The organism is Rhizobium sp. BK176, assembly GCF_024808055.1.
Genome location: NZ_JANUBV010000017.1, coordinates 115,203 through 140,956, shown reverse-complemented (window position 1 = coordinate 140,956; position 25,754 = coordinate 115,203). Strand labels below are relative to the sequence as shown.

Genomic DNA, 25,754 nt, shown 5'->3' with positions numbered 1-25,754 from the left:
TATAGATGCTGGCATCGCTGACGCCGTGCTTGCGGCAAAGCTCCGAGACCGGCGTACCCGCCTCGTGCTCCTTCAGAATGCCGATAATCTGTTCGTCTGTGAAACGGCTGCGCTTCATTCCCTGGTCCTCTCAATGGGCCAGAGCTTACTTCAAAATGGATTATTTCAACGGGGCAAGGTCACGGCGTTTGAAAGGGCCAGTCATTTCCGCGACAGAGATGGGAAGACGTATCGACGCGATGATCGAGCGGAAACGACTGTCCCTGGCAAATCAATGAAAGGCTCGCGGGCGGGGAGGGCATTGGTGGCGCGCCAATCCGGAGCCATCGTGTTTAACGTCGGCTAAGCGCTTCTTCGAGCCAGTTGGACAAGGCGAGCTGCCCGGCGACTTGCGTAAGCGGCGCGTTGTGGTTCTCCGGTAACTTTAGAATTCCTCCGTAAACACCTCACGTGGCACGGAATTATTTAACTCATAATACGCCGCTTTGCATGTGTCCGCAGCGAAGGAGAGCAGGGTGAAACCGTGATTCCAGACGCTCCCGTTCGTTCCGAGTTCGGTGTTCTTCATTAGCTCGGGTATATGGTCGAGATCATGTCTCGGCTTGTAGATCTCGTCCTTGATGGAGACGGGGATTGCTCCGTGCCCAATGCACCGGCCGCGCTGCACCCCCTCAAAGGGCTGGTAGATACTGAGCGAATGTTCATGGCCCCAGAACCAGGCCGAAATCTCGCCTTTTGCCGAAAGCTCGTTGAACGCTCTCAAAAGATGCGGGTTCGTAGCCTTCCGCTTTCCGGTCGCCAGTTTTGGCCCGACCTCGGAGTAGGCGGAGAACAATTGGTGATGGGAGAGGAGAATTGTCTTCCCCTGAAACTCCTCCATCCGTTTCACATGCCAATCCAGTTCATCGTCGTCGATAGTGACGAGGGCGTCGCCGACGCCATACGGGCTGTAGTCGTGCTTCCCGGTATCCAACGCCAGCAGCTGCCAATTCTCGTCGGTCGACCTCAGGCAGAAGAAGCTCGCCCCCTGATCCTTGGGTTCCGGGTTCAGGCTCTGAACCAGTTCGTAAAAGCCGAGCCCGCCGGAGTACATGTCGTGGTTTCCGGAAAGGGTGTAGACTGCTTTATCGGTGCCCTTGCGATACATTTTCTCGACAGGAGCGAGGAAGTTCTCCCGGCACTCGTGCGGTGTACCCGAGTAGTAGATGTCGCCAAGGTGAATAAGGACCTGAGGGTCGAAATCTGTGATGGCCCTGAGCAGTTCAAATGCGGGGTTGTTGCCCGTTCCCCAGTCCGCCATCAGCGCGATACTGGCATCAGCGGCGATTGAAATGATCCGATCCCCCACGTCCGCGGGCCGAATATAGGGGATTTCCGCGCGATCTCCTTCCGGCCCAAAGTAACGGTGATACTCCTCCAGGCAAGTTATCCACTCACCGTCACAAGGACTTCCGGCATATTCGTCCGCGACCTGTTGAAGCGACATTTTGTCATTCCGGGAAAGCGCCTTTAGGTATCGCAGCGCTAGCTCAGAACAGAGACGGGGGACGCTTCGAAGCTGGAGGTCCCTTGGACGCGGTCCGTCGTAGAGTTCGGGCAAACCTGCCTCTCGCCGAGCGATATTGCGGGCGTCCTCTCTCGCCTGACTTGATGCCGATCGTTGCAGCCCTCGGCGTCGAGCACCGATGTGTGACGCATCCAGCCTCTGACCGATCTCCTCGACAGCCGACTGAAAGACCGACAGCAATGGGTCTCTGAACGTCTCGAAATCTTCGCTCATCACCGGGCCTTGTCCCTTGAGGAAATCCACCGCTCGATCAGGGGAAGGTACTTCATCACCTGTTCGCGATCGCTCGCCTTCTCCTCAGGCGAAAGATCAGAGTATCCCGTTTCTATCTGCAATTCCCACCGTCGAACCAGTTCCTTCGGAATGATTAGCGAACCGTCTGGCTGCCGTTCACAGGATGAATGGACGTAACGTTGCCAATGGGCCCAACGGGCATGCTCTATCGCCGCAAGCTCTTCAATCAACTGGGAAATCCCGGAAATCATAGCCATCTCCCTAGATAAGGCCCTCGTCGACTAATCTGCGGTAGTGCTTGCCGAGTGTCGTCAACTCGCAATGTTGACTACTCATCGCGGCATGCCACATGTGCTTCGTTCCCACGGGCCGAACAAGATTGACTCGAGCGAAGTTTTGGAGTGTCGCGAAAACCGCGTTGTTGGTTGGATCGGGTTTCGGAAACGTGGAGTCTGCTTCCTGGTCGGTCGTCCGCTCGGGCTCGAAGGAGGGGTCGAGCTGGAATTGATGGTTTTGTGTTGGAAAAAGCTCTGGCAATTGGCGCAGTTCATTCAGGGCGATAGGCGGCCGGGCCTTTCTGAGCGAAACGAAGGATTCCACGTTGGTCTTGAAAACCGGTCGTTGGCCGCCCCATGGTCCCAAGGATTGATCGATGTGGGCGTATACGCTGCCAGGGGTGATATCCCCGACGAGGTTGGCGGCCGCACCTTCAAGGGCGTCAACCAGTAGGTTGGTGAAGACGCCCGGTGCGCCATTGCCGCCCTCGTGAGCGTATTGCACTTCGCTTGACGCCGTAAGAATGGTGAAACCAGGGTCAAGTTCGGTAGTGCCGGAGCCGGCTTGCTTGTTACCGATGATCCCTCCGTGGCAGCTGTCCAAAATGATGATCTTGTTAGCGGCACCGGATTGCTTCGCGAGGTTCATAACCTCGAGAAGCGGAATGCCATCGCTTCCATCCCGACAGTCGCTCGGACAAAGAAAGCCGCCCGCTGCGTCAATATACCCATGGCCTGCGAAATACAGGAGCGCGATTTCGGGCTTCCCGGAAAATAGCTTGACGATGCTGTCTCGAAACTGCCTTCGGTCGACCGACGTCAATTTATCGGTGCCCAGGAGTTTTCGGGGCGTTTGGAAATTCAAGTCCCCGTTTTCGTGTTTCTCTAGCACTTGAGCGACCGACTGCGCATCCGCCACGCAACCCCGGAGCGGGGTGAAACGCTCGTAGTAATCGATCCCCACGATCAGTGCCTTGCGGTCTTTCATCGCCTTCCCCCCCCGGAAGCGAATGGCTTCTGCACCGGCGCCGGAACTTTCAACGGCTACCCCTAATTAAAAGCTTCAGGTTATCCCATGTCCAGCGGTACATAGTGTCGGACGCGTACGCGGCGATCGGTTTCACACAGGACTTCCCGAAATAGCCCCAGAGCAGAAAATACGGGACATTATTGTCCTGGGCGATTTCGGCGCTGACACCCGTTGCCGTATTTGTGTGCTGCCCGCAGATTACGGCGACGACATCTACCGACCGAATACGCAGGCGAGCTTTGTCTTTCCACCGGACGTCTATCGCCTCTTTGATTGACCAATCCGCCAGCTCGAAAGGGCTATCCGGATGTTTTGCTTGTCCAACCAGCAGGGTTTTGAGCGCTTCGTCGTTGTCATAATCGAAGCTGATGAATAGCCGCTTTTTATACATCCGACGTTCTCCCACCGCGCATTAATGACGAGTCTGAGTCTTCCGTCCACCACGTTCCGAGTTCTTCGTATCGGCCAGCGTTGATTGAGCAGCTGCGACGCCGTTTCAACTCAGTCAATGTCATTGTAGCGGACGCTTACGAGCCTAAATCGCCGCTTCTTCGCTTGGTATGTCTCGTCGAATTTCCGATAGTGCGGATGGTCAGCGAGCGCCGCCTCGATCTCCTCTTCGGCCTTACCGAATTGTTCGTTGTCCATCCAAGGTCCATTGTCCGTTCTGTGGCGACGAACACAGGACGTCAGGTATCGGCTTCGAAAGATGACTATGTTCACATCGCGGTGAGCGCGGGTGACGTCTTCCCAGTATTCAAGGAGGCTAGGGTCCCAAGGCCTCGGTGGTCGTGTCTCAGCGACAGCCTTGGTAGTAGGTCCCCATATTAGCCTCGGGGCGAAGTAGAGAATGCCTTCGTAACCCGAACCAATTGCCCACTTCCCAACGTTGTCAGTCAAGCTTGTGCCGCCCGTTACCTCTTCGGCCATCTCCTCAGCGATGAACGTATCCGCACGATACGATGCCTCGGTTACGGCCTCGTATGCGCGGCGTCGTGCAGCGGGTTCTGTAAGATTCAAGATTTTGTCGAACGATGCATCCGCTTCCACGAATGCCGCGTTCTCGATTTGCATCTCATAGTGTTGGGCCTCCGAGAGGGCTGCCTTAGGTGACAAAGCGAAATAATGCCCACAGTTGATATCTTTCCCGGCGAACCTTCCCTGTGCGGACCACTTCCGCTCGTCGTCCATGAAAAGTCGCCACAGTGGCGGATCGCCGATGACATCCTCCTTGTCGTGCCACCTGCTGAACACTCCTTGGATACTACGCGAATGATCCAGGCTGCTTGACTGGCATTCAAAGCCTGGAATGTACGCCGCCTCGGTTTCGTCAGGCGAAGGGTTGACGTCGGGCAGAATCTGGATGCTCCTGCGGAGCCGCGCCAGCCACTTGAACATATCGAGCGACCACTTCCTGAGAGTTCGAGCAGAACGAATCTTGCGGACTTGCGCTCTTCGTGCAAGAAGATCATTTTATCGCGCTGATTGTTGGCCTCAGCCGATTGCCTCAATGTAGACTTGCGATGGCAACGGCCATGTCGCCCGACTTGTATCCGACGCTGTCTTGGGATCCGCGATCACCAGTAAGTGCCTTTGGTCGGTGCCGCTTGGTCTCTGCGACGGGAGAGGGGAATACAAGGCGCACCTTCATTCATGCGGCGAGCCGCGTCGCGGCAGCCTTGATGGCCGTGGAACACTCAGCGAAGGCGCTCTTGCGAGCTTCGCGGAATTTTTCTCGAAACCTGCATCGATCAGTTGGATTTTATGAGGCATCACATGCAGCCGCACACGTAGCGTGACCGCGTACTGATATGGGCACGGGAGGAAATGCGTCCGCCAAGCTTTGAAGCGGTACTGACGGCCCTACTCTTTATCTAGGAGAACCGGAACGTCCCGAGATCGTGACCCTTAAATGCGCGCCAGCGACAGATCCGTTCGGCGATTGACAGCAGCGCTGTTCGAGTCCGGAGCCGTGCAGTCTGAAGCGTCCCGCATTGCTTTCCCGCTCGAGTTTCAGCCAACTAGGCGCGAGGCTACCTAGGCTCTTTCGAAGTGTTAGTTGCAACAAGCATAGGTTGTAAAAACAACCTGTCACCGAACCCTCGACATGACCGTTGCTAATCTCACCGGCTATTGACGCAATTGGACGTTCGCCATTCAAATACGCGATGACCAAAGCAAAACGGACATCTATCAATCCAGGAAAGGCGGTCGCATGTGTGCGATTGCTTGAATTCATGCGCTGAAATGGCGGAAGCTTTTCGAAGATGACAATCACAGACGCCGAAGAAATCCTTCGAATTGTCACGATGTATCGCACTTCCGATGTGGGGCAATTGGTGTCCAACGACACCGATCGCAACAACTGATCGCCAGGCGAGGTTCCACCGCTCTTGAGCCCTTGATTTCTGAGACAAGCGCAAAATAGGTTTCCGATACCGTTGGTCGACTCTGTCGCGAGAGGACATGTCGTAGTACGTATGTAACTGCTCAAAGTAGACGGCGGTGGCGCTGGTCGGCACAGATACCATCTTGCCAAAAGGATCGGATAGGCGACCACTTTGTTGGACGAATCCAATCAATCGCTCGCCCGTAGAATATTTGGCTGGACGCGACACGGAGGATTCGAGGTTCTCATTGCGGATGCCAGCGGTTCGTTTGGGAAAACTCGGCATTCGATTTTCATCAGGACACTTTAACTTGCGGCTACAAGGGTGTTCCATAAGATAGATTATGCCACTTTTGCAATTATAAATTGTAATAAACATAATATGCTCGTCATTAGATGGTTCCGGGAACCCCGCTTCGGCAACGGACGCGCTGCATCTGCTGTCGTCCGATTGGCCAATACAAGATAGTTCCTCCTTTCTCGAAGCGATGGAAGCATCTCAGGGCGTTGGGAATGGCACCGTGACAAACGAGGCGGCTCAATATGCCTTTCTAGCCGCGGCGATGGATGCGGGCATCGCTTTCGAGTTTCCCTGAGGCCAATCAGACCGGCAAGCCAAGGGGCTCATTGCGTGGAACAAATGCCGGGAGGGCTTGTTCGGGACAGGAAGAACCGGCCCGCAATTCCCCGTCCTCCCTCGGCCCAGTCGCGGGGGTGCCCCACCTGCTCCGCGTTCAGGTGGGGCTCTTTATATCTTATGCCTGCCTGGTCCACCACACTTTTGCGTGGGATCTCCCGGCGACGTCCTGATGTCGTCCCTTGTTGACGAGCGGCTCTCGAACCTCCGGCGCCTTTCCTAGGCCCCATTCCTAGACGTCCTGCCGTGGAAGCCTCAAGCACTCGGCACTCTCGCATCCGAGCACTTGGTCGCCCGTGCCGTCTCGGATGGAACCCGGCGGTCACGGAAGCGCTCGCGCGAGATTGAGCAGCGGCTGCTGGGTGGGCGACATGGTCACCATGAACTTGATCAGCAGGCCAACCGTGCCATACACGGTCGTTATGGATTAGGTATTGAGCACTGTCCGACGGGGATATCATTGAAAACCATAGGGATATCGGCAGCAGTGCCCTTCGAGTCGCAATCGATCGTCACCCCGACGACGCTGCCCCAACGGTCGATGATGACATCCCTCGCCCGTTCCTGCTCTTCAACCGTTGGAAAGAGTGGATCGGCCTCGGTGCCTGAACCTCGGGATTGTGCCTCAGGCATCGGCAATTTGGGCATCCTGCCACTGCGGACCATTTCCCCTGAACGAATTGGATGGCAATGGCCGTCGGCGAACATGAGCTGGGTTTCATCCGAGTACAGGTACTCGAGCCACAGACGGGCGGCATTCGGATGTGCGGCGAAAGCGCTGATCGCCTGCGCATAAACCCCCGCGACCACGCCGGTCTTCGGCCTGATGATTTCGATCCTGCTCTTGTCCTTCAGTCTCTCGCGGTCCGCAATAGCAAGATAGTCCCAACGGATGAGGATCGGCGTTCGTCCGTCGACAAGCGTAGCGAGATTGCCGACGAGCGAGACGAAGTTTCCTTTCTCATGGAGGGTGGCGAAAAACGTCAGCCCCAATTCGGCGGCCGTCTCATGGTTGCCGCCCGCTGCCGAAAGGCCGGCGGCGAAAATGCTCTGGATTGCCTGATTGGAACCAAGATCCCCGGCTAGACCAACCGCGCCCTTATATGCAGGCTTTTGAAGATCCGCCCAATTGGTCGGCAATATCCTGATGATGTCCGTGTTCACCTCTATCGCGATCGTTCCATAGTAGGCGCCGGCCCAGTATCCGTCCGCATCCTTGGCGGCGTCCGGGATGGTCGCCCAGGTCCTCACTTTGTAGGGCTGAAGCAACCCCTCCTTTTTCGCTGACGAAGCGAAAGGGTGGCCAACGTCTATCACGTCAGGCGCAGGCGCAGCACTCACCGCCCGCGCGTTTCTTATCTCGTCGATCACCTTGGTGGATCCGATGTCCGGCGAAAGCTCGATCACCGGTATCCCGAACCTTGTCTTGAAACCGTCGATGATGGCACCGTACCCGCACCAGTCGTGGGGCAAACCGATGACGTTGAGCTGGCCTTCAGCCTTGGCGGCCGCAACCAACTCATCGAGTGGTGTCGCTTCGGTCGCTACGGCAAATGCGAGCCACCCCGCTGTTGCCGAAGCTAGGAGTAAGGAATGTTTCGTCCACTCACCTCCCATGGCCGCTCCCTTCAACGTGATGGCCAAAGCTTGTTTAATTATAGCAGTCATGGAGTTGGAGAAAAATCGCTAAAAGGCCGCCTAGTTCGTCATAGGCGTAAGGACGCCGATCCAGAGGGCCATGGCATCGGTAGAAGATCGTCGATCTCGGCCAGTGACTTGCAGGGGCTGAGAATCTCACCCGGCCGCCGAACGGCAGTAACCGACATAGGAGATTTCTGCGCGCGCACCCGGCTACAATCCGCAACCCTCGCCGATGTCGGACGTTATCGCACCATGACGCGGCCCGAATGCGCCGCCGTGCAACAGCGGAGAACGCCATGAAGAACATCCTAGACTGGCTCGAAGAGAACGTAGACAATGACGATGTGAATTTCGATGGGGAACCCGCCCTGGAACAGCAAGCCGAGATCATTCGGGCGAAAGCGGAAGCTGCCGGCTATTTGGCCGCAGATCTCTACAGAGCATGTGGTGGCGGCATCGCCGAATATCTCAGAAATCGGCGTAGAGAAGCTGTTGGCGAGAACACCGACGGTAAATTGGCGGGCGACGCCTCTCCCGGTATTACGCCCGGTTTCAACCAGCAATGAGCGGCGAACATGCGGAGGCCGCTCAACCATCGGGTGGAAGCGCCATCAAACCAGTGATAGTGGATGTAGCGATCGTCGGATCTGGCTTTGAGAGCGGACAACGGGACAAGCGCATTTTCAGTCGGGTCCCTGCTTGGATCGCGTTATGAGCCGATTTGAGGATACAGAAGCTGCCGTGACCGAGAAGCTGCGCGCACTAAAGCTGAAGCCAGACATGACAATCAACCTGTTCGACATTGCTGTTCCCTTGAACGCAGCTGGGTTTTCTCAGGAAGAAATCATGGCAATCCTCTATGCTCTGGAGCAGGACAAGATCGTCGCGTTTGCGCCGGGAAACAGGATTCGATTGCTGAAACGATTGCCCTGACGCGGTCAATGCCAAAGCACCCTCGCCTTATCTTGTTTGAAAATCGACCGGCGGCGTCCACGGCAAGACAAAAGTGTCCTGCGTCTGCAAAGTAGGAGTGTCACTCTCTCACCGATGACGGCGGAGACTGCGAATGGGATGACTGCGGTTGCGTTATCTGCAGCGGACCGAGGTTTTGCTGAAGGCAAGCGCCGGCCGCATGACGTTCCTGTCGGCGCACATGTGCTTGACCCGAGCGCGTGCGAGGTGCGTCGGCTACTGGGTCGGATCCGAAGGTTCCCGTCGTCCCTTCACCGTACCGGCGCCCACGGAGCCAGCAGCCAACCATGACGCTTGCGAACAGGCAGCAGCAACTTGGCGAGCCTTCCCTCGTGGATTCGGTGCCCTGCCCGCTTCGCCGCCGGCAGCGCTTGCATTGATGCGCTCCCAAGGTCACGAACATGCTGGTTTTGTGTTAGAATTTCGGGGTGAATTTAAACGTCACAACTTATCGGAAATTTTCATTGATCTGTGACATAGTGCGTGCTAAATACATGACCGATCGGTCGGTTAATGTATTTGATGCGAGAGCCGATCGGGAGCAGGAGGAAATTGCGCATGCCGGAAGCGTTCATCTGCGATGCCGTTCGCACACCCATCGGCCGCTATGGCGGCGTACTTTCTTCGGTGCGCGCGGACGATCTCGCAGCCTTGCCACTCGCTGCCCTTATGGAACGAAATAGGGGTGTGGACTGGAGCAGGGTCGATGATCTTATCCTCGGCTGTGCTAATCAGGCGGGTGAAGACAACCGCAACGTCGCCCGCATGGCAGTGCTGCTTTCCGGAATGCCGGTCACCGTCCCCGCAACCACGATCAACCGGCTGTGCGGTTCCGGCATGGATGCCGTCGGAATGGCAGCGCGGGCGATCCGCGCAGGTGATTGCGACTTCGTTGTCGCGGGTGGTGTGGAGAGCATGAGCCGAGCGCCTTTCGTGATGCCAAAGGCAGACAGTGCTTTCTCCCGGGCAAACGCGGTCTACGACACCACGATCGGCTGGCGTTTCATCAATCCGAAAATGAAGGCGGGATTTGGCGTCGATTCCATGCCAGAGACGGCCGACAATGTAGCTGAAGATTTTGGCGTCAGCCGTGCCGATCAGGACGCCTTTGCCGCCCGCAGCCAGGCGCGGTGGGCCTCTGCGCAGAAGGTTGGCCTGTTTGCAGACGAACTGGTCTCAGTCCGGGTAGCTCAGAAGAAGGGCGATGCAGTTGTTGTTGACCGCGACGAGCATCCCCGTCCGGGCACGACTGCCGAGCAACTTTCAAGGCTCAAAGGCGTCAACGGTGCGGACCTCAGTGTCACCGCGGGCAATGCTTCGGGCGTCAACGATGGCGCTGCGGCCCTCGTTATCGCAAGCGAGGCAGTTGCAAGAACACAGGGGTTGTCGCCGAAAGCACGCATCGTCGCGATGGCTGCAGCCGGCGTTGAGCCGCGCATCATGGGAGTGGGCCCGGCGCCAGCTGCCCGGAAAGTCCTCGCACGTGCTGGACTCGCTATCGGGCAGATGGACGTGATCGAACTTAACGAGGCATTTGCTGCGCAGGCGCTTGCCGTGCTGCGCGATCTGGACCTTCCCGATGACGCGCCCCATGTCAATCCGAATGGTGGTGCCATCGCAATGGGGCATCCACTCGGGATGAGCGGGGCCCGATTGGTAACGACCGCAACCTACCAATTGCACCGCCGTGGCGGCCGCTATGCGCTCTGCATGATGTGCATCGGCGTCGGCCAGGGCATCGCCATCATCCTCGAGCGCGTCTGACGCGCGAAGGCAAGGGAGACAAACGATGTACGCACAGATGGTCAAGACCGACAGCGCCCACGTCAAGACGCTCGACGAAATGGATCCCGTCGAACGCGCCTTCCAGGAACGGGTCGACGCCGGCCAGAAGATCGAGCCAAAGGAATGGATGCCGGAAGGCTATCGCAAGACGTTGATGCGTCAGATCAGCCAGCACGCCCATTCCGAGATTGTCGGTCAGCTGCCGGAAGGCAATTGGATCACCCGAGCGCCCACCTTGGAGCGCAAGGCGATATTACTCGCCAAGGTGCAGGATGAGGCCGGACACGGGCTCTACCTATACTGTGCCGCTGAAACGCTCGGAATTAGCCGGGACGAAATGTATGAACAGCTGCATAGTGGCAAGGCAAAGTACTCCTCGATCTTCAACTACCCGACGCTGAACTGGGCAGACATCGGCGCGATCGGCTGGCTGGTCGATGGTGCTGCGATCATGAACCAGGTGCCGTTGCAGCGCTGTTCCTACGGGCCTTATGCCCGTGCCATGGTCCGCATCTGCAAGGAGGAAAGCTTCCATCAACGCCAGGGCTTCGACATCCTGATGAAGATGGTCAAGGGAACGCCCGCGCAGAAGGAAATGGTCCAGGACGCCTTGAACCGCTGGTGGTGGCCATCGCTGATGATGTTTGGCCCCTCCGATGACGCATCGGTGCATTCCGCACAATCGATGTCTTGGAAGATCAAGCAGAACTCCAACGACGAGCTGCGCCAAAAGTTCGTCGACCAGACGGTACCGCAGGCAGAATACCTCGGCCTCACGGTCCCGGACCCGGATCTGAAGTGGAACGAGGAAAAGGGTGGCTATGATTTCGGCGAACCTGACTGGACCGAGTTCTTCGCCGTCATCGCTGGCAACGGTCCGTGCAATGCCGAGCGCCTTGGCGCACGGCAGAAGGCATGGAACGACGGCGCTTGGTTCCGTGACGGTCTCGTTGCACATGCCGACAAGATGAAATCGCGTCGTGCCGCTGCGCAGGTCGCCGCCGAATAATGTCAGAACGCCGCGAGGCGCTCTTTGAGTAGTTGCTATCGTAACAAATCCGCGATCTCGCGCCTTCGGCCGAGGAAATGCGAGCAGGGAGAAACAACCATGTCCAGCGAATGGCCCCTTTGGGAAGTTTTCATCCGTGGCCAGCACGGCTTGAATCACCGGCATGTTGGCAGCCTTCATGCGCCCGATGCCGAGATGGCCGTCAACAACGCCCGTGACGTTTACACTCGTCGCAATGAAGGTGTGAGCATTTGGGTCGTTCGGTCCAGCGACATCACGGCCAGCGCGCCGTCCGACAAGGGCCCGCTGTTTGATCCGTCGAATTCGAAGGTCTATCGGCATCCGACTTTCTTCGACATTCCGGATGAAGTGGGGCACATGTGATGAGCGCGATCTCCAATATATCAGTCAGTGACGCGACTCTTTTCGAGTGCCTGACCCGTCTCGGCGACAATTCACTGATCCTCGGTCATCGCGTTTCAGAATGGTGCGGGCATTCACCGGCCCTTGAAGAGGACATCGCGCTTTCCAATACGGCGCTTGATCTGATCGGTCAGACGCAGCTTTGGCTCGGCCTTGCCGGAGAGATCGAAGGTCGTGGTCGCAGCGCCGACAATCTTGCTTATCTGCGTGATGCTCGCGACTTCCGCAACGTTCTGCTCGTCGAGCGTCCGAACGGCGATTTTGGGACGACGCTGATGCGTCAGTTTCTCTTTGACGCCTGGCACTTCCTCATGCTGAAGGCACTTTGCGGCTCGACCGACAAACGCATTGCAGACATTGCCGAAAAAGCCACCAAGGAAGTTGCCTACCACCTCGATCGCAGCCGTGACCTGATCATCCGCCTTGGCGACGGTACTGCCGAAAGCCATCGCCGCATGCAGGGCGCACTTGACGACCTCTGGGCCTATACCGGCGAGCTTTTTATGGGCGACACGTCCGACGTGGAGCTGGCCGAGGCGGGCATCGCGCCGGAACCCGAGAGCCTGAAAGCTGCGTGGGACGAACTGGTTGGCGAGGCACTGTCAGAGGCGACACTGAAGAAGCCGACGGACGGTTACATGCACAAGGGCGGCAAACGCGGTGTTCATACCGAACACATGGGCTTCATCCTCGCTGACCTGCAGTTTTTGCAGCGGGCTTATCCGGGCGCGACCTGGTAACGGAGGGAGGCGGTTATGACGACCGCGACTTTGCCATCGACCGCAGATGTCTGGCAGTGGCTTGGGGAGGTTCCGGATCCGGAAATCCCGGTGATCTCGCTTGTCGATCTCGGCATTATCCGAGCCATCGCTTTTGAAGGCGACACGCTGGTTGTGACAGTAACACCGACCTATTCGGGCTGTCCGGCAACCGCGATCATCAACCTGGATATCGAGCGGGCTCTACACGACAAGGGGATCGATAAGCTGCGGCTCGAGCGTCAGCTTTCGCCGGCGTGGACGACGGACTGGATTAGTGCCGATGGTCGCGAAAAGCTCAAGGCCTACGGTATCACGCCACCCGTTGATGGTACCGCGATAGATGGCCTCCTGCGCCTGCGCGCCGATCGCCTATCCGGCCGCTCCAATCTGACGATCGCCTGTCCGCGGTGCGGGTCGACGAAGACGGAAAAGATCAGCCAGTTCGGTTCGACGCCCTGCAAGGCGAGCTATCGCTGTACCGACTGTCTGGAACCATTCGATTATTTCAAGTGCATCTGACTTTTGCCTCGTGAGGTCCGTAACATGGCACGTTTCCATTCTCTTCAGGTCACCGACGTCAGGCGCGAGACGCGTGATGCCGTGGTTGTCACGCTCGCTCCGCTTGACCAGGACCGAAGCTCGTTCGATTTCACGCAGGGACAGTACCTGACGTTCCGTCGCAAGTTTGACGGCGAGGAGTTGCGCCGATCCTATTCGATCTGTGCCGGGCGCGACGAGGGTGTACTGCGGGTCGGCATCAAGCGGGTGGATGGCGGATGCTTTTCGACCTGGGCGAACGAGGAACTGCAAATCGGTGATACGCTTGAAGCCATGCCGCCAACGGGGGCCTTCTTCACCGCGATCGAACCCGAAATATCCAAGAACTACCTCGGATTTGCTGCCGGCAGCGGGATTACACCGGTTCTTTCCATCATCAAAACCACGTTGGCGCGTGAACCGAAATCGCGCTTCACGCTCGTCTACGCGAACCGTCAGATCAGTTCGATCATGTTCCGCGAGGAACTGGATGACCTGAAGAACAGCTACCTTGGCCGCCTGTCAATTCTGCATGTTCTGGAAAGCGAGGCACAGGATATCGACCTCTTCACCGGCCGGATCGATGCGGACAAATGTGCGGCGCTCTTCCGGCATTGGGTTGACCTCAAATCCGTCAACACGGCCTTCATCTGTGGTCCCGAACCGATGATGCTGACGATCGCAGCCGCGCTTCGCGATCACGGGATGCGCGACGAGCAGATCAAGTTCGAGCTCTTTGCATCCTCGCAGCCGGGTCGGGCGCGCCGCAAAACCGAAAGCACAGCCTCTCACGATCGCGACGCGAGCTGTGAGGCAACGGTCACGCTCGACGGCGCAACGCGTGTTTTCAAGATGCCGAAGCAGGGACAAACTCTTTTGGAAGCGGCGTTGGAGAACCGTATGGACGCCCCCTACGCCTGCAAGGCAGGTGTGTGTTCCACATGCCGGGCCAAGGTCATCGAGGGTGAGACCGAGATGGAGGTCAACCACGCGCTGGAGGATTACGAAGTGCGCCAGGGCTACGTCTTGACCTGTCAGTGTTATCCGCTGAGCGACCGTGTCGTGGTCAGCTACGACCAATAAGGCGCGCCAGCGAAGGAGGAATAGCCGATGTCCGATACGATGCCGATCGAGGAATACCTGCTCAAGGGTGGCGCGCTGACGTCGCCTGACAACGTCCCACCACGCTATCGCGGCGAGCTTTTGCGGCTGATGGCAAGTTTCGTTGACAGCGAGCTTGCAGGTGCTGCCGGGTTTGCCGATACGATCAACGATGCGCCCGGTATCAAGGAACGTATCGCCTCTGCCAAGATAGTGCTTGAGAAAACCGACCATGCCGGTCGGGTCCTTGATATCATGGGGAGTTTCGGCGCAGACACTGGCCGCTATGCGGTTCATCATCCCTGGGACGCCCGGCTAGCCCGCGCAACCGACATCGGTGCCGCCCGGCAGAGCGGTGACATGCGCCTTTCGGTCTTCCACTATCCCTTGCAGGGCTGGGTCGACGCTGTGGTCATGAACGTGCTGATGGGCAGTGCGAGTGCCATCCAGCTGCGCGAGCTTACCCATGTTTCCTATCAGCCGCTTGCCGAAGTGTTCCGTGCCATTTTACCGCGCGAGGCACATCACACCGAGCTCGGCGTCGAGGGACTGAAGCGAATTGTCCAAAGTGAAGACGGGACGACAGCGGCGCGAGCAGCGATCTCCTACTGGCGCCCGCGTGTTGCTGCAAGCTTCGGGCTCTCCGGCTCGGCGCGCTACGAGACGTTGGCGCGCTTTGGCCTGCGCCACACCCCCAACGAGGCGCTGCTTTCACAATGGCAGGCGGCCGTTGACGAGCAGCTTAACGCGCTCAATCTGAACTGACCCGGAAGGACAAGACAATGAATGTTCTGGCAAACCCGCCCCGTCGTCTCGAAAGCTATGTCTATGGCCGCTGGGTTCCTGGCACGCAGGATGGCACTAAGCTACTTGATGCCTCGACGGGGGTGCCGGTGGCTACAATCGATTCCACTGGCGTCGACTTTGCCTCATCCGTGGGTTACGGCCGAGAAAAGGCAGGCCCCGCACTGCGTCGCATGTCTTTCCACGAGCGTGCCGCTATGTTGAAGGCACTTGGCCAAGCATTGATGGAGCGCAAGGAGGAGTTCTACGCGCTCTCGTCGGCAACCGGTGCGACAAAGACAGACAGCTGGATCGATATCGATGGCGGCATTGGCACCTTGCTGTCCTATGCCTCAAAGGGCCGGCGCGAACTGCCCAACACGCGTGTCCTCGTTGACGGAGAAGTAGAACCGCTGTCGCGCGACGGAACTTTCGCCGCCCGGCATATTTTGTCGCCGCTGCAGGGCGTCGCCATACATATCAATGCATTCAACTTTCCGGTCTGGGGCATGCTCGAGAAGCTGGCGCCGACCCTGCTTGCCGGCATGCCGGCGATCGTCAAACCGGCGAGCCAGACGGCTTACCTGACTGAACTCGTCGTACGTCACATGGTTGCAACGGGCCTGCTTCCCGAAGGCGCGGTGCAGCTTGTCTGCGGTTCCGTAGGCGACCTCCTGGACCATGTCGATGGACAGGACGTGGTCACCTTCACCGGCTCGGCCTGGACCGGCCGCAAGCTGAAAACCCATCCGGCGATCATCGACAACTCGGTGCGCTTCACGATGGAGGCAGATAGTCTCAATGCCTCTGTTCTCGGTCTCGATGCCGCCCCCGGTACTGAGGAGTTCGACCTTTTCGTCAAGGAAGTCTCCCGAGAGATGACGGCAAAGGCAGGTCAGAAGTGTACGGCCATCCGTCGCGTCATCGCACCCCGCCCCTATTGCGACGCTCTGATCTCAGCCCTCGGCGAGCGCCTTGGCAAAACGGTGCTCGGCAATGCCGCCGATGAAAACGTTCGAATGGGACCGCTTGCTAGCCTTGCCCAACGCGACGAGGTCCGCGCGCGCATCCGCGATCTCCTGGCCGACGCCGAGATCGTTGCGGGTGATCCGGACATTCCCCGCATCGTCTCGGGTGACGTCGAAGCTGGTGCCTTCCTCAACCCGGTGCTCCTTTATTGCGACAATCCCTCGCACGCCCGGGCTGTTCATGACGTTGAAGCGTTTGGTCCGGTCAGCACGGTCATGCCCTATGACAGCGCTGACGAGGCCGTCGATCTTGCCCGCCGCGGCAAGGGTAGCCTAGTCTCCTCGGTCTTCACCAACGATCCGGCCTTCGCCGAAGAGGTGGTCCTTGGTATGGCTCCATTCCACGGCCGCGTACTGATCGGAAATCGCGTCAGCGCGAAGAGCTCGACCGGCCATGGCTCGCCGTTGCCAGGCCTTGTGCACGGTGGTCCTGGACGGGCCGGCGGCGGCGAGGAGCTGGGCGGGATTCGTGGGGTCAAGCACTACATGCAGCGCACTGCGGTCCAGGGCTCGCCGACGCTTCTGTCGGCGGTCACCGGCCGCTGGGTCCCGGATGCCGAGGTGCGCAAGGACCAGGAACATCCGTTCCGCAAGTCGCTTGCGGAATTGCAGATCGGCGATCAGCTCGTCACCGGCACACGGACGGTGACGCTTGAAGATATAGAGCATTTCGCCAACTTCACCGGTGATACGTTTTACGCCCATATGGACGAGGATGCGGCCAAGGCCAATCCGTTCTTCGACGGGCGCGTTGCCCACGGCTATCTGATCGTTTCCTTTGCCGCTGGCCTCTTTGTCGACCCAGCCCCGGGCCCGGTTCTTGCCAATTATGGCGTCGACAACCTGCGCTTCCTCACGCCAGTCAATCCCGGTGATACCTTGCAGGTGCAGTTGACCTGCAAGGAGATCAATCCGCGCATCGGGGCCGAGCACGGCGAAGTGCGCTGGGACTGCCGGGTAACCAACCAGAATGCAGCGACGGTCGCTCAATATGACGTGTTGACGATGGTCGCCAAAAGAAGGGACTGACTGACATGGCGCAGGTCTATTCCTATGATGGTGTCGTGCCCGTCATCCATCCGGAGGCCTTCGTCCATCCGGCCGCTGTGGTGATCGGCGACGTCATTGTAGGTCCTGCCTGCTATGTCGGGCCTTGCGCCGTATTGCGCGGGGACTTCGGACGCATCGTGATGGAACGCGGGTCGAACGTCCAGGAAACCTGCGTCGTCCATAGCTTCCCCAATGTCGAAGTGGTGATCGGCGAAGAGGGACATATCGGCCATGGCGCCGTTTTGCATGGTTGTCGGATTGGTCGCAATGCAATGGTGGGGATGAATGCGGTCGTCATGGACGAGGCCATCGTCGGGGAAAATTCGATCGTTGCCGCCATGGCCTTCGTCAAGGCGGGGGCCGAGATCCCCGCAAACAGCCTTGCCGTCGGCTCCCCTGCCCGGGTCGTTCGCGAACTCAGCGAGAAGGAAATGGCCTGGAAACGCCAGGGCACGGGCGTCTATCAACGCCTCGCACTTGAGGCCAGGGAAAAGCTTCAGCCAGCCCAGCCGCTTAGCGCGCCGGAGCCAGAGCGTCGACGCATCAGGGCCCCGGACTATGATCCCTTGATCCTGGAGCGGCTGAAATTCGGGGATTGAGTATCCCTATCGGACAGCCTTTACGCCCTCGAGGATCAAGGTCGTGGCGATATCGGCATACTCGTCACGACTGACCGGGCCACCCGGGCGAAACCACATGTAGACCCAGTTCATCATGCCGAAGAGCGACATCGTAACGGGCATCAAGAGAGGTTTGCTGGCGTTGAGATCCGGGTTGATCTCAATGATGGTGTTGGAGAAGCGCTTGACGATCCGACGCTCGATCGCGCGTAGCTCATCAAGCTGGTCCTGCGACAGCGCACTCGTGCCGTTCAGCTGCACCTTGTGCTCGTTGTCGGCGTCTCTGTAGTTTTCAAGCACTTGCCGCACCAGCAACCGTAGACGCTGCTGGGGTGTCGCCCCCGGCTCGTCTGCAGCGGCAACGGCGGCTTCCAGTTCCTCGAGATGGTTGCGAATGATGTCGAATATCAACGCGTCCTTGCTCGGATAATAGTGATAGAGGAGAGCCTTGGAGACGTTGCTGCGCGAGGCAATGTGGGCCATGGACGCTTTCTCCATCCCCATCTCTGCAAAGACGGCAGCGGCGCTGCTCAAAAGGCTGCGTTGTTTTTCTTCAAAGTCGATCGCGCGCGTGCGTGCCATATGATCCTGTGTCCCTGTCCTTCTCTCGCGCCCTCCACGCGATAAGCCGCTGTAAGCTCTTAATGACGCTTCCCGACGTCTCCGTGCCGGGAAGCGTCTGTCCTTATTCCTTGGGTCTGTTGTCGACGACCCGTTTCGCCTTGCCCTCGGACCGGGCGACTCCACCCGGATCGCGAATCTCGATCTTTGTGGTAACACCAACGATGCTCTTGATGTAGTGGGCAAGGGATTTTGCCGATGAGGCGCGGGCGATTTCGTCGGCTGCGTCAGGCGTACACTCGACATGAACCGTCATCTGGTCCATCCGCCCGGCCCGATTGAGTTCGATCTGGAAGTGCGGGGCAAGGCCCTGACACTTGAGGATCTGCTCCTCGATCTGCGTCGGGAAGACGTTGACGCCGCGCAGGATCATCATGTCGTCGGAGCGGCCGGTAATCTTTTCGATGCGCCGCATGGAACGGGCCGTGCCGGGCAGCAGCCGCGTCAGGTCGCGTGTGCGGTAGCGGATGATTGGCAGACCTTCCTTGGTCAAGGTCGTGAAGACGAGCTCGCCCATCTCTCCGTCGGGAAGAACCTCGCCCGTCACCGGGTCGATAATTTCAGGATAGAAGTGGTCTTCCCAGATGTGCAGGCCGTCCTTGGTCTCGACGCACTCACTGGCAACGCCCGGTCCCATGACCTCGGAGAGGCCGTAGATATCGACGGCATGCATGTCGAACGACTGTTCGATCTCCTGGCGCATCGCATTGGTCCAGGGCTCGGCACCGAAGATGCCCACCGCCAGCGAACTTTCGCGCGGATCGATCCCCTGCCGACGAAACTCGTCCAGGATCGAAAGCATGTATGAGGGCGTGACCATGATGATGCGGGGCTTGAAATCCTGCATCAGGATGACCTGCCGCTCCGTCATCCCACCGGACATCGGCACGACGGTACAGCCAAGCCGCTCGGCGCCGTAGTGGGCGCCAAGGCCACCGGTAAAGAGCCCGTAGCCGTAGGCAACATGCACCATGTCGCCTCTGCGGCCGCCGGCAGCCCGGATCGAACGCGCCACCATGTCTGCCCAGGTGTCGATATCCTTTTGTGTGTAACCGACGACCGTCGGCTTGCCGGTGGTGCCCGAAGAACCATGGATGCGCACCAGCTTCTCCCTGGGCACGGCAAACATTCCGAACGGATAGGTGTCGCGAAGGTCCTTCTTGGTCGTGAACGGGAACTTCGCAAGATCGGCGAGCGACTTCAGATCCGAGGGGTGGATGCCTGCCTCATCGAAGCGGACACGGTAGAACGATGAGTTGTCATAGGCGTGGACCAGCGACCATTTCATCCGGTCAAGCTGGAGCGCGGCAATCTCGTCGCGCGATGCCCTTTCGATCGCGTCAAGGTCGCCGGGGCGTGGTGATAGGTCTTCCATGTCTGTCTCCTCCGAGATAAGCGGCCGGCGGCTTTACGCCTCGTCCGGCAAAAGAGTGCCCTTGACCGTGCGCGAATGGCCGCGGAATTCAGCAATGTGATCGCCATTCTGATTGGTCACGTTGATATCGTAGATCCCGCCGCGCCCGCGTCGCGAGACCTCGCGCGCGGTCGCCGTCAATCGGTCGCCGACAAAGGCGGGTGCGATGAAGGTGACCGAGCAATGCTGCGCGACGGCGCGCTGATTGTACGTGTTGCAGGCAAAGGCGAAGGCGGAATCGGCCAATGTGAAGATATATCCACCATGGCACGTTCCGTGTCCGTTGGTCATTTCGGGTCTGATGATCATGGAGATCACCGAAAGGCCCGGCGCAACGCGGTCTCTTCTCATGCCAAGATGCCGGGTGGCATTGTCCTCATGCCACATCGCATCCGCGCAGGCATCGGCAAGCTCCTGTGCCGTCAGAACTACCCGGTCCGTCATCGTCCCTTAAACTCCGGCTTGCGCTTTTCCAGGAATGCGGCGACGCCTTCGGCATAATCCGCGCTACGGCCGGCCTCGCGCTGCAGATCGCGTTCGAGTTCAAGCTGCTGATCCAGCGAATTGGTGGCAGCAGCCTGGAGGGCGCGCTTGGTCATGCCGAGACCCTTCGTTGGTCCGGCTGCCAGTCTGCTGGCAAGCGCATGGGCTTCATCCAGAAGTGCCGCATCGTCGACCACTTTCCAGATCAGGCCCCAGCTCGCCGCCGTTTCCGCATCGAGCGGTTCAGCCGTCAGTGCGAGCGCCTTGGCGCGCGCCTCTCCAAGCAGGCGTGGCAGGCTCCAGGTGCCGCCGGAGTCGGGTACCAGACCGATCTTCGCGAAGGCCTGGATGAAGCGAGCTGATCGTGCTGCCAGAGCGATGTCGCAGGCAAGCGCGATATTGGCGCCGGCGCCGGCGGCGACGCCATTCACCGCACAGACGACTGGTTTGTCGAGCGTCCTGATCAGCCGGATCAGCGGGTTGTAGAACAGTTCAATGGTACGTCCGAGGTCCGGGGCTATCCCACCCTTTCGCGGATCACGGTCACCGAGATCCTGCCCGGCGCAAAAGCCACGTCCTGCCCCGGTCAGGAGCACGGCGCGCACCGCCGCATCGTTGTGAGCGCGCTCGAAGCCGTTGCGCAGCGCCACATGCATCTCCTCGTTAAAGGCATTGAGTTTGTCTGGGCGATTGAGCGTCAAGGCAAGGACGCCATCGGCAAGCGCCGACAGGACGGTGTCGGATTCGGACATGTTTCCTCCAGTTCCGCCAGGATCGGGCGGTTCATTAAAAAACTCTTGCATAAACCGACCGGCCGGTCAATTATAAATCCACACCACGCGAGGAACATATAATGGATGCCCTTTTTGACCGCTACCAGCCGACCCTTGTGGCGGCCCTCAAGGCCACGCAGGACCGCGGCTATTGGTCGGCCTATCCTGAAATCCCAAGCGGCAAGATTTATGGCGAAACAGCCAAGGACGATGGTCTGGCGTCTTATAACGCCCAGCTTGGCAGGCCCTTCGACCTGCCCGGTCATCCTGGAAGTGGGATTGTCGGGGCCGAAGTTTCGCCATTCGGCCCGTCGCTCGGCGTCACTTATCCGGCGGCCGATGCAAACAGCCTGATTGCCGCCTCGCAGGCTGCAGCATCCGCATGGGCAACTGCCCCGATCAAGACCCGTGTCGGCGTCTGCCTGGAAGTACTCGCACGTCTCAATCACCGCAGCTTTGAGATCGCCAATGCTGTCATGCACACGACGGGGCAGTCCTTTGCCATGGCATTCCAGGCTGGGGGACCGCACGCGCAAGACCGCGGCCTTGAGGCCGTCGCCTATGCCTACGCGGAGATGAGCCGCACGCCTGCGCAGGCCGTGTGGTCGAAACCGCAGGGCAAAGCCGAGCCGATCGTTCTTCAAAAGCACTGGCGGGTCGTTCCCAGAGGTGTCTCGCTGGTGATCGGCTGCCAAACCTTTCCGACCTGGAACAGCTATCCGGGCCTGTTTGCCAGCCTCGCGACCGGCAATACGGTCATCGTCAAGCCGCATCCAGGTGCAATTCTTCCTCTCGCGATCACCATTTCGGTTATTCGACAGGTGCTTGCGGAAGAAGGTTTTGACCGCAATATCGCGCTTCTCGCACCGGACGCTCCGGGTGCAGAAATCACCGCTGGCCTCGTTCAGAGCGAAGCCGTTTCCATCATCGACTACACCGGCTCCAGCAGCTTTGGGGAGTGGGTGCGGCGGCATGCCGGAGAGGCGAAGGTCTACACCGAAGAAACCGGTGTCAATTCGGTGGTCGTCGCAACGACTGACGACTTTGCCGGCATGTGCGCGAATATTGCCTTTTCGCTTTCGCTCTATAGCGGCCAGATGTGCACCGCCCCGCAGAACATCTATGTCCCCCGGAGTGGCATCGCGACGAACCAAGGCCATAAGGGTTTTGAGGACGTCGCGAAGGGAATTGCCTCGGCGATCGATGACCTTCTTGCCGATCCTGCGCGTGCTAACGGCGTCTGTGGCGCAATTGCCAATTCGGCAACCCTGGCGCGGATCGAGACAGCTCGCGGCCTTGGAACGCTCATTCGCGACTCTGCCCCGATCGATGCCGGGGATGCGCGCACGGCAACCCCTCTTATCCTTGGCGTGGATGCCGAAAAGACAGATGCACACGAGGAAGAACGCTTCGGTCCGATCGCCTTTGTCGTCGCGGTAGCCGATGCGGCCGAAGGCATTGAGAGGGCGGCAAGCCTAGCCCGTCGAAAGGGTGCGATCACGGCGGCGCTCTATGATACGGATGACACCAGGATTGAGAACGCCGTAAACGCGTTTTGCAACGCTGGCGTCAACCTCTCGATCAATTTGACGGGAGGAATTTTCGTGAACCAGAGCGCTGCCTTCAGCGACTTCCACGTCACAGGTGCAAACCCGGCAGGTAATGCCAGCCTCACCGACGCCGCCTTCGTGGCAGAGCGGTTTAGCACAGTGATGTGGCGCCAACCGAGGACGGTCTGACCGGTTACCAAGACGCCAACAACGCGAAGCCTTATTCCCTCCCTGCCCGCAATGACGGCATAGGAACGAACGGAACCAGACAGCTTTGCGATGCAGACGAGGATGCAAGCAAATGACACTGACAATAAAACAGATCGGCAAGATCGCCGTCGTGACCGTTGATAACCCGCCGGTCAATGCCCTTTCGCAGGCTGTACGACAGGATCTTTGGAACGCCGCTGAGGCGCTCGACCGCGACCCCTCGGTTGACGCGGTGGTGCTGATCTGCGCCGGACGGACATTCATTGCCGGGGCCGATGTGAGCGAATTCGGCAAACCGCCCCTCCCCCCTCACCTTCCAGACCTCGTCACGCGTATCGAGAAGACGGCCAAGCCGTGGGTCGCAGCAATCCACGGCAGTGCGCTCGGCGGAGGCTTCGAGATTGCACTCGGCTGCCGTTTTCGCGTGGCCTCGCCATCGGCGAGCATCGGTCTGCCAGAAGTACGGCTGGGGATCGTCCCGGGTGCTGGCGGCACGGTGCGCCTTCCGCGTCTGGCCGGAGCGGCGCTCGCCGCTGACATGGTCACGTCTGGCCAACCTGTCACGGCCCTGCGGGCTCGCGCGCAAGGGTTGATCGATGCCGTTGTCGAAGACGACCTGGAAAGCGGCGCGATCGACTTCCTCCGCCTGGCTCTCGCCCAACCCCTCCCGCCTCCCCTTTGCGAACGGTACGTCCCTGCCGTGGAGGCGAGCTTTTGGGAGACAACTGCGAAATCAGTTGCGTTGCGCGCCAAGCGGGAACAGGCTCCCCTTCGGGCTCTCGACTGTATCCGCAAGGCCTGCGAATACGAGTTCGAGGCTGCAATGGAGTTTGAACGTGAGACATTCCTTGACTTGCGCGGCTCGCCCCAGGCTCGAGCCTTGCGTCACGTTTTCTTCGCGGAGCGTGCAGCACCAAGGCCGCCAGAGCTTCGCGCGACAGTCCCGCAATCGATCAGATCCGCTGCGGTGATTGGCGGCGGAACGATGGGAGCCGGGATCGCTGCGGCACTTTGTGATGCCCAATTGCCAGTCACACTGGTCGAGCGTGACAGCGAGGCGCTCGACCGCGGGCTTTCCAATCTGCGCGCAATCTTCGAAAGCTCCGTCAAGCGCGGCAAGATCAGCCCCGATGTCGCGGAAGAGCGGCTTGCCGCAGTGACCGCCACGACCGACTACGGTGCCCTCGCTGACGTCGACCTCGTAATCGAGGCAGTCTTTGAGGATCTCGGCGTCAAGCGCGATGTCTTCGCCAGACTGTCGGCAGTCTGCCGCCCCGATACTTTGCTGGCCACCAACACCTCCTATCTCGATCCGGGGCAGATCGCGGCCGACATCGCGCATCCGGAGCGCTTTCTTGGCCTGCACTTCTTCAGTCCAGCTCAGGTGATGAAGCTGCTGGAGATCGTGCCAACACCGGATACGGCCCCGGTCACGCTCGCGACTGGCTTCGCACTCGCCCGCATGATGAACAAGATCCCGGTCCGTGCCGGCATCTGTGATGGCTTCATCGGCAACCGGATACTCAAGGTCACACGTGCACAGGCGGAACGCCTGCTGTTGTCGGGTGCAGAACCGCAGACCGTCGATTCCGCCATGCGTGCCTTTGGCCTGCCGATGGGGCCGTTCGAGGCGCAGGACCTTGGTGGTCTCGACATCGCTGCGTTTCAGCGTCGGGCTGCCCGCGTAAGGGGAGAGACGCCCTTTGCACCGGTCGCCGATCGGCTCTATGCCTTGGGACGTTTCGGGCAGAAGAGCGGTGGTGGCTGGTATGACTACGACAAGGGCGATCGGACGCCCAAGCCGTCCGTTGCAGTTGCTGGCATAATCGCTGCCGAAGCCTTGGCCACGCCGCAGCGACAGTGGAGCGAAGGCGAGATCGTTGATTGCATCGTATTGCCCATGATCAACGAGGCCGCAAGAATCCTGGACGAGACGATTGCTGCGCGGTCTGAAGACATCGATCTCGTTCAAATTCACGGTTATGGATTCCCACGCTTCAGAGGCGGTCTGATGCATTACGCCGAGACACGGGGACTTGGGGATATCGTTGCGATACTCGAACGTTTTGCCAAAGAAGGCCTTGCTGAGCCTCCATGCGGCCTGCTCCGCAACAGCACAGGTTCTGGCCGCTTTGGTTTACCATAGTTGCGCGTTGGACCAAAGCTGCCAACCAGTCAACTGCTCTTGGTCCGGTGCGTCCTACGAGTCAACGTGCCTCGCTCTTTGAGAACGCCGCCAGACCGGGCGGCGCCACTTCGACAAATTCAAAAATCAACGGAGTGGCGATGGTCGGAGCAGAAGTTATGTCGCTGAGCGGTGACCTAACCGGGCCTGAAGAGGTCTGCGTTCGAGGCGCGATGCTGGGGTGGGCATTTGCCTTACCGGTCCGACACCAGTGTGGGTACTGGGAGAGGGTTGGAATTCTCATCGCGAATATCGAAGGCATAGCGCCCCCTCTCATCCAGCGACACCGAGTAACTCAGCCTGTCGCGGACAACGTTGTTTTCATCGAAGGTTAGGATCTTCGGCTTGATGGACGTCAGCTCCGCCTCGCCAAGATAGATCGAATTGCAAATGATTATTTGGTCGCCGGCCTGACATGTTCTAGCGGCCGCGCCATTCAAAATGCAGCATCGAGAGCCGCGTTCGCCAAGAATGACATATGTGGATATTCGCGCTCCAGAGTTTTTGTTCCAGATCTCGACAAACTCCATCGGCAGGATACCTGCCTCCTCGCAGTGGTCTGGATCGAGGGCGATCGACCCACGATAGTTCAAGTTCGCTTCTGTCACATAGATGCCGTGCAGCTTGCCGGCGACCACTTTTCTCATATTCCAACCTTTCTTTATCTCTCGCCGCG

26 protein-coding genes are annotated in these 25,754 nt (G+C 59.1%); 14 read left to right on the top strand and 12 right to left on the bottom strand.

Annotated features, from left to right (window positions below):
* The 6 genes from FHT76_RS32315 to FHT76_RS32290 all read right to left on the bottom strand — a co-directional run.
* Positions 1 to 118: transposase (locus FHT76_RS32315; protein WP_259186227.1), on the bottom strand; the 118-nt coding region annotated here is incomplete at its 3' end.
* 306 nt (positions 119 to 424) lie between these two features.
* Positions 425 to 1,486 (bottom strand): metallophosphoesterase, encoded by a 1,062-nt coding sequence (locus FHT76_RS32310; RefSeq protein ID WP_259186222.1) that lies wholly within the window; start codon positions 1,484 to 1,486, stop codon positions 425 to 427.
* Between the two features lie 293 nt (positions 1,487 to 1,779).
* Positions 1,780 to 2,052: a hypothetical protein gene (locus FHT76_RS32305; protein WP_246720077.1), complete on the bottom strand. Its 273-nt coding sequence runs from the start codon at positions 2,050 to 2,052 to the stop codon at positions 1,780 to 1,782.
* A 10-nt stretch (positions 2,053 to 2,062) separates the two neighbouring features.
* Positions 2,063 to 3,064, bottom strand: a complete 1,002-nt coding sequence (locus FHT76_RS32300; protein ID WP_183757039.1) for a caspase family protein — start codon at positions 3,062 to 3,064, stop codon at positions 2,063 to 2,065.
* Positions 3,065 to 3,113: 49 nt separating this feature from the next.
* Positions 3,114 to 3,497 carry a TIR domain-containing protein gene (locus FHT76_RS32295; protein ID WP_183757040.1) on the bottom strand — a complete coding sequence of 128 codons (384 nt, stop codon included), beginning with the start codon at positions 3,495 to 3,497 and terminating at the stop codon, positions 3,114 to 3,116.
* Positions 3,498 to 3,607: 110 nt separating this feature from the next.
* Complete coding sequence (locus tag FHT76_RS32290) at positions 3,608 to 4,504, bottom strand: hypothetical protein (protein ID WP_183757041.1); 897 nt, start codon at positions 4,502 to 4,504, stop codon at positions 3,608 to 3,610.
* A gap of 1,356 nt (positions 4,505 to 5,860) precedes the next feature.
* On the opposite strand from FHT76_RS32290, the gene FHT76_RS32285 reads away from it, so the two are divergent.
* The gene (locus tag FHT76_RS32285) at positions 5,861 to 6,091 is read left to right on the top strand and encodes a DUF982 domain-containing protein (protein WP_183757159.1); all 231 of its coding nucleotides are present in this window, start codon (positions 5,861 to 5,863) and stop codon (positions 6,089 to 6,091) included.
* A gap of 461 nt (positions 6,092 to 6,552) precedes the next feature.
* Here the strand turns inward: FHT76_RS32285 and FHT76_RS32280 are convergent, their stop codons facing one another.
* Positions 6,553 to 7,749, bottom strand: coding sequence for an ABC transporter substrate-binding protein (locus FHT76_RS32280; protein ID WP_183757042.1), 1,197 nt, complete (start codon positions 7,747 to 7,749; stop codon positions 6,553 to 6,555).
* 320 nt (positions 7,750 to 8,069) lie between these two features.
* Here FHT76_RS32280 and FHT76_RS32275 point away from each other — a divergent pair, with 320 nt between their 5' ends.
* The 11 genes from FHT76_RS32275 (at position 8,070) to FHT76_RS32225 (ending at position 17,821) form a co-directional block, all read left to right on the top strand.
* Complete coding sequence (locus FHT76_RS32275) at positions 8,070 to 8,339, top strand: hypothetical protein (protein WP_183757043.1); 270 nt, start codon at positions 8,070 to 8,072, stop codon at positions 8,337 to 8,339.
* Between the two features lie 145 nt (positions 8,340 to 8,484).
* Positions 8,485 to 8,706, top strand: a complete 222-nt coding sequence (locus tag FHT76_RS32270) for a hypothetical protein (RefSeq protein WP_183757044.1) — start codon at positions 8,485 to 8,487, stop codon at positions 8,704 to 8,706.
* A gap of 597 nt (positions 8,707 to 9,303) precedes the next feature.
* Positions 9,304 to 10,509 (top strand): 3-oxoadipyl-CoA thiolase, encoded by a 1,206-nt coding sequence (gene pcaF / locus FHT76_RS32265; protein ID WP_183757045.1) that lies wholly within the window; start codon positions 9,304 to 9,306, stop codon positions 10,507 to 10,509.
* Between the two features lie 25 nt (positions 10,510 to 10,534).
* Positions 10,535 to 11,539: a 1,2-phenylacetyl-CoA epoxidase subunit PaaA gene (gene paaA, locus FHT76_RS32260; protein ID WP_183757046.1), complete on the top strand. Its 1,005-nt coding sequence runs from the start codon at positions 10,535 to 10,537 to the stop codon at positions 11,537 to 11,539.
* A gap of 99 nt (positions 11,540 to 11,638) precedes the next feature.
* Entirely contained in the window at positions 11,639 to 11,923 is a 285-nt protein-coding gene (gene paaB, locus FHT76_RS32255; RefSeq protein ID WP_016557520.1) for a 1,2-phenylacetyl-CoA epoxidase subunit PaaB, read from the top strand.
* Positions 11,923 to 12,702 (top strand): 1,2-phenylacetyl-CoA epoxidase subunit PaaC, encoded by a 780-nt coding sequence (gene paaC, locus FHT76_RS32250; RefSeq protein WP_183757047.1) that lies wholly within the window; start codon positions 11,923 to 11,925, stop codon positions 12,700 to 12,702. Before paaB ends, paaC begins: the two co-directional genes overlap by 1 nt.
* 15 nt (positions 12,703 to 12,717) lie before the next feature.
* The gene (paaD, locus tag FHT76_RS32245) at positions 12,718 to 13,242 is read left to right on the top strand and encodes a 1,2-phenylacetyl-CoA epoxidase subunit PaaD (protein WP_183757048.1); all 525 of its coding nucleotides are present in this window, start codon (positions 12,718 to 12,720) and stop codon (positions 13,240 to 13,242) included.
* Between the two features lie 24 nt (positions 13,243 to 13,266).
* Complete coding sequence (gene paaE, locus FHT76_RS32240; RefSeq protein ID WP_183757049.1) at positions 13,267 to 14,343, top strand: 1,2-phenylacetyl-CoA epoxidase subunit PaaE; 1,077 nt, start codon at positions 13,267 to 13,269, stop codon at positions 14,341 to 14,343.
* A 27-nt stretch (positions 14,344 to 14,370) separates the two neighbouring features.
* On the top strand, positions 14,371 to 15,126 hold the full coding sequence (locus FHT76_RS32235) for a Phenylacetic acid catabolic protein (RefSeq protein WP_183757050.1): 756 nt from the start codon (positions 14,371 to 14,373) through the stop codon (positions 15,124 to 15,126).
* A gap of 17 nt (positions 15,127 to 15,143) precedes the next feature.
* Positions 15,144 to 17,201 (top strand): phenylacetic acid degradation bifunctional protein PaaZ, encoded by a 2,058-nt coding sequence (gene paaZ / locus FHT76_RS32230; protein ID WP_183757051.1) that lies wholly within the window; start codon positions 15,144 to 15,146, stop codon positions 17,199 to 17,201.
* A 5-nt stretch (positions 17,202 to 17,206) separates the two neighbouring features.
* Positions 17,207 to 17,821, top strand: a complete 615-nt coding sequence (locus FHT76_RS32225; protein WP_183757052.1) for a transferase hexapeptide repeat family protein — start codon at positions 17,207 to 17,209, stop codon at positions 17,819 to 17,821.
* Positions 17,822 to 17,827: 6 nt separating this feature from the next.
* On the opposite strand, the gene FHT76_RS32220 is transcribed toward FHT76_RS32225, so the two are convergent.
* The 4 genes from FHT76_RS32220 to paaG form a co-directional block, all read right to left on the bottom strand.
* Positions 17,828 to 18,424 carry a TetR/AcrR family transcriptional regulator gene (locus FHT76_RS32220; protein WP_183757053.1) on the bottom strand — a complete coding sequence of 199 codons (597 nt, stop codon included), beginning with the start codon at positions 18,422 to 18,424 and terminating at the stop codon, positions 17,828 to 17,830.
* A gap of 103 nt (positions 18,425 to 18,527) precedes the next feature.
* Complete coding sequence (paaK, locus tag FHT76_RS32215) at positions 18,528 to 19,838, bottom strand: phenylacetate--CoA ligase PaaK (protein WP_183757054.1); 1,311 nt, start codon at positions 19,836 to 19,838, stop codon at positions 18,528 to 18,530.
* 33 nt (positions 19,839 to 19,871) lie between these two features.
* On the bottom strand, positions 19,872 to 20,321 hold the full coding sequence (gene paaI, locus FHT76_RS32210) for a hydroxyphenylacetyl-CoA thioesterase PaaI (RefSeq protein ID WP_183757055.1): 450 nt from the start codon (positions 20,319 to 20,321) through the stop codon (positions 19,872 to 19,874).
* Positions 20,318 to 21,112, bottom strand: a complete 795-nt coding sequence (paaG, locus tag FHT76_RS32205) for a 2-(1,2-epoxy-1,2-dihydrophenyl)acetyl-CoA isomerase PaaG (RefSeq protein WP_183757056.1) — start codon at positions 21,110 to 21,112, stop codon at positions 20,318 to 20,320. The genes paaI and paaG overlap by 4 nt, the downstream gene beginning before the upstream one ends.
* Before the next feature lie 101 nt (positions 21,113 to 21,213).
* Here paaG and paaN point away from each other — a divergent pair, with 101 nt between their 5' ends.
* Together paaN and FHT76_RS32195 are read left to right on the top strand one after the other, a co-directional pair.
* A complete protein-coding gene (gene paaN, locus FHT76_RS32200) occupies positions 21,214 to 22,872 on the top strand; it encodes a phenylacetic acid degradation protein PaaN (protein ID WP_183757057.1) in 1,659 nt (552 codons plus the stop codon).
* 112 nt (positions 22,873 to 22,984) lie between these two features.
* Positions 22,985 to 25,039 carry a 3-hydroxyacyl-CoA dehydrogenase NAD-binding domain-containing protein gene (locus FHT76_RS32195; protein ID WP_183757058.1) on the top strand — a complete coding sequence of 685 codons (2,055 nt, stop codon included), beginning with the start codon at positions 22,985 to 22,987 and terminating at the stop codon, positions 25,037 to 25,039.
* A 233-nt stretch (positions 25,040 to 25,272) separates the two neighbouring features.
* Here the strand turns inward: FHT76_RS32195 and panD are convergent, their stop codons facing one another.
* Positions 25,273 to 25,725, bottom strand: a complete 453-nt coding sequence (gene panD / locus FHT76_RS32190) for an aspartate 1-decarboxylase (RefSeq protein WP_183757059.1) — start codon at positions 25,723 to 25,725, stop codon at positions 25,273 to 25,275.
* Positions 25,726 to 25,754: the final 29 nt, after the last annotated feature.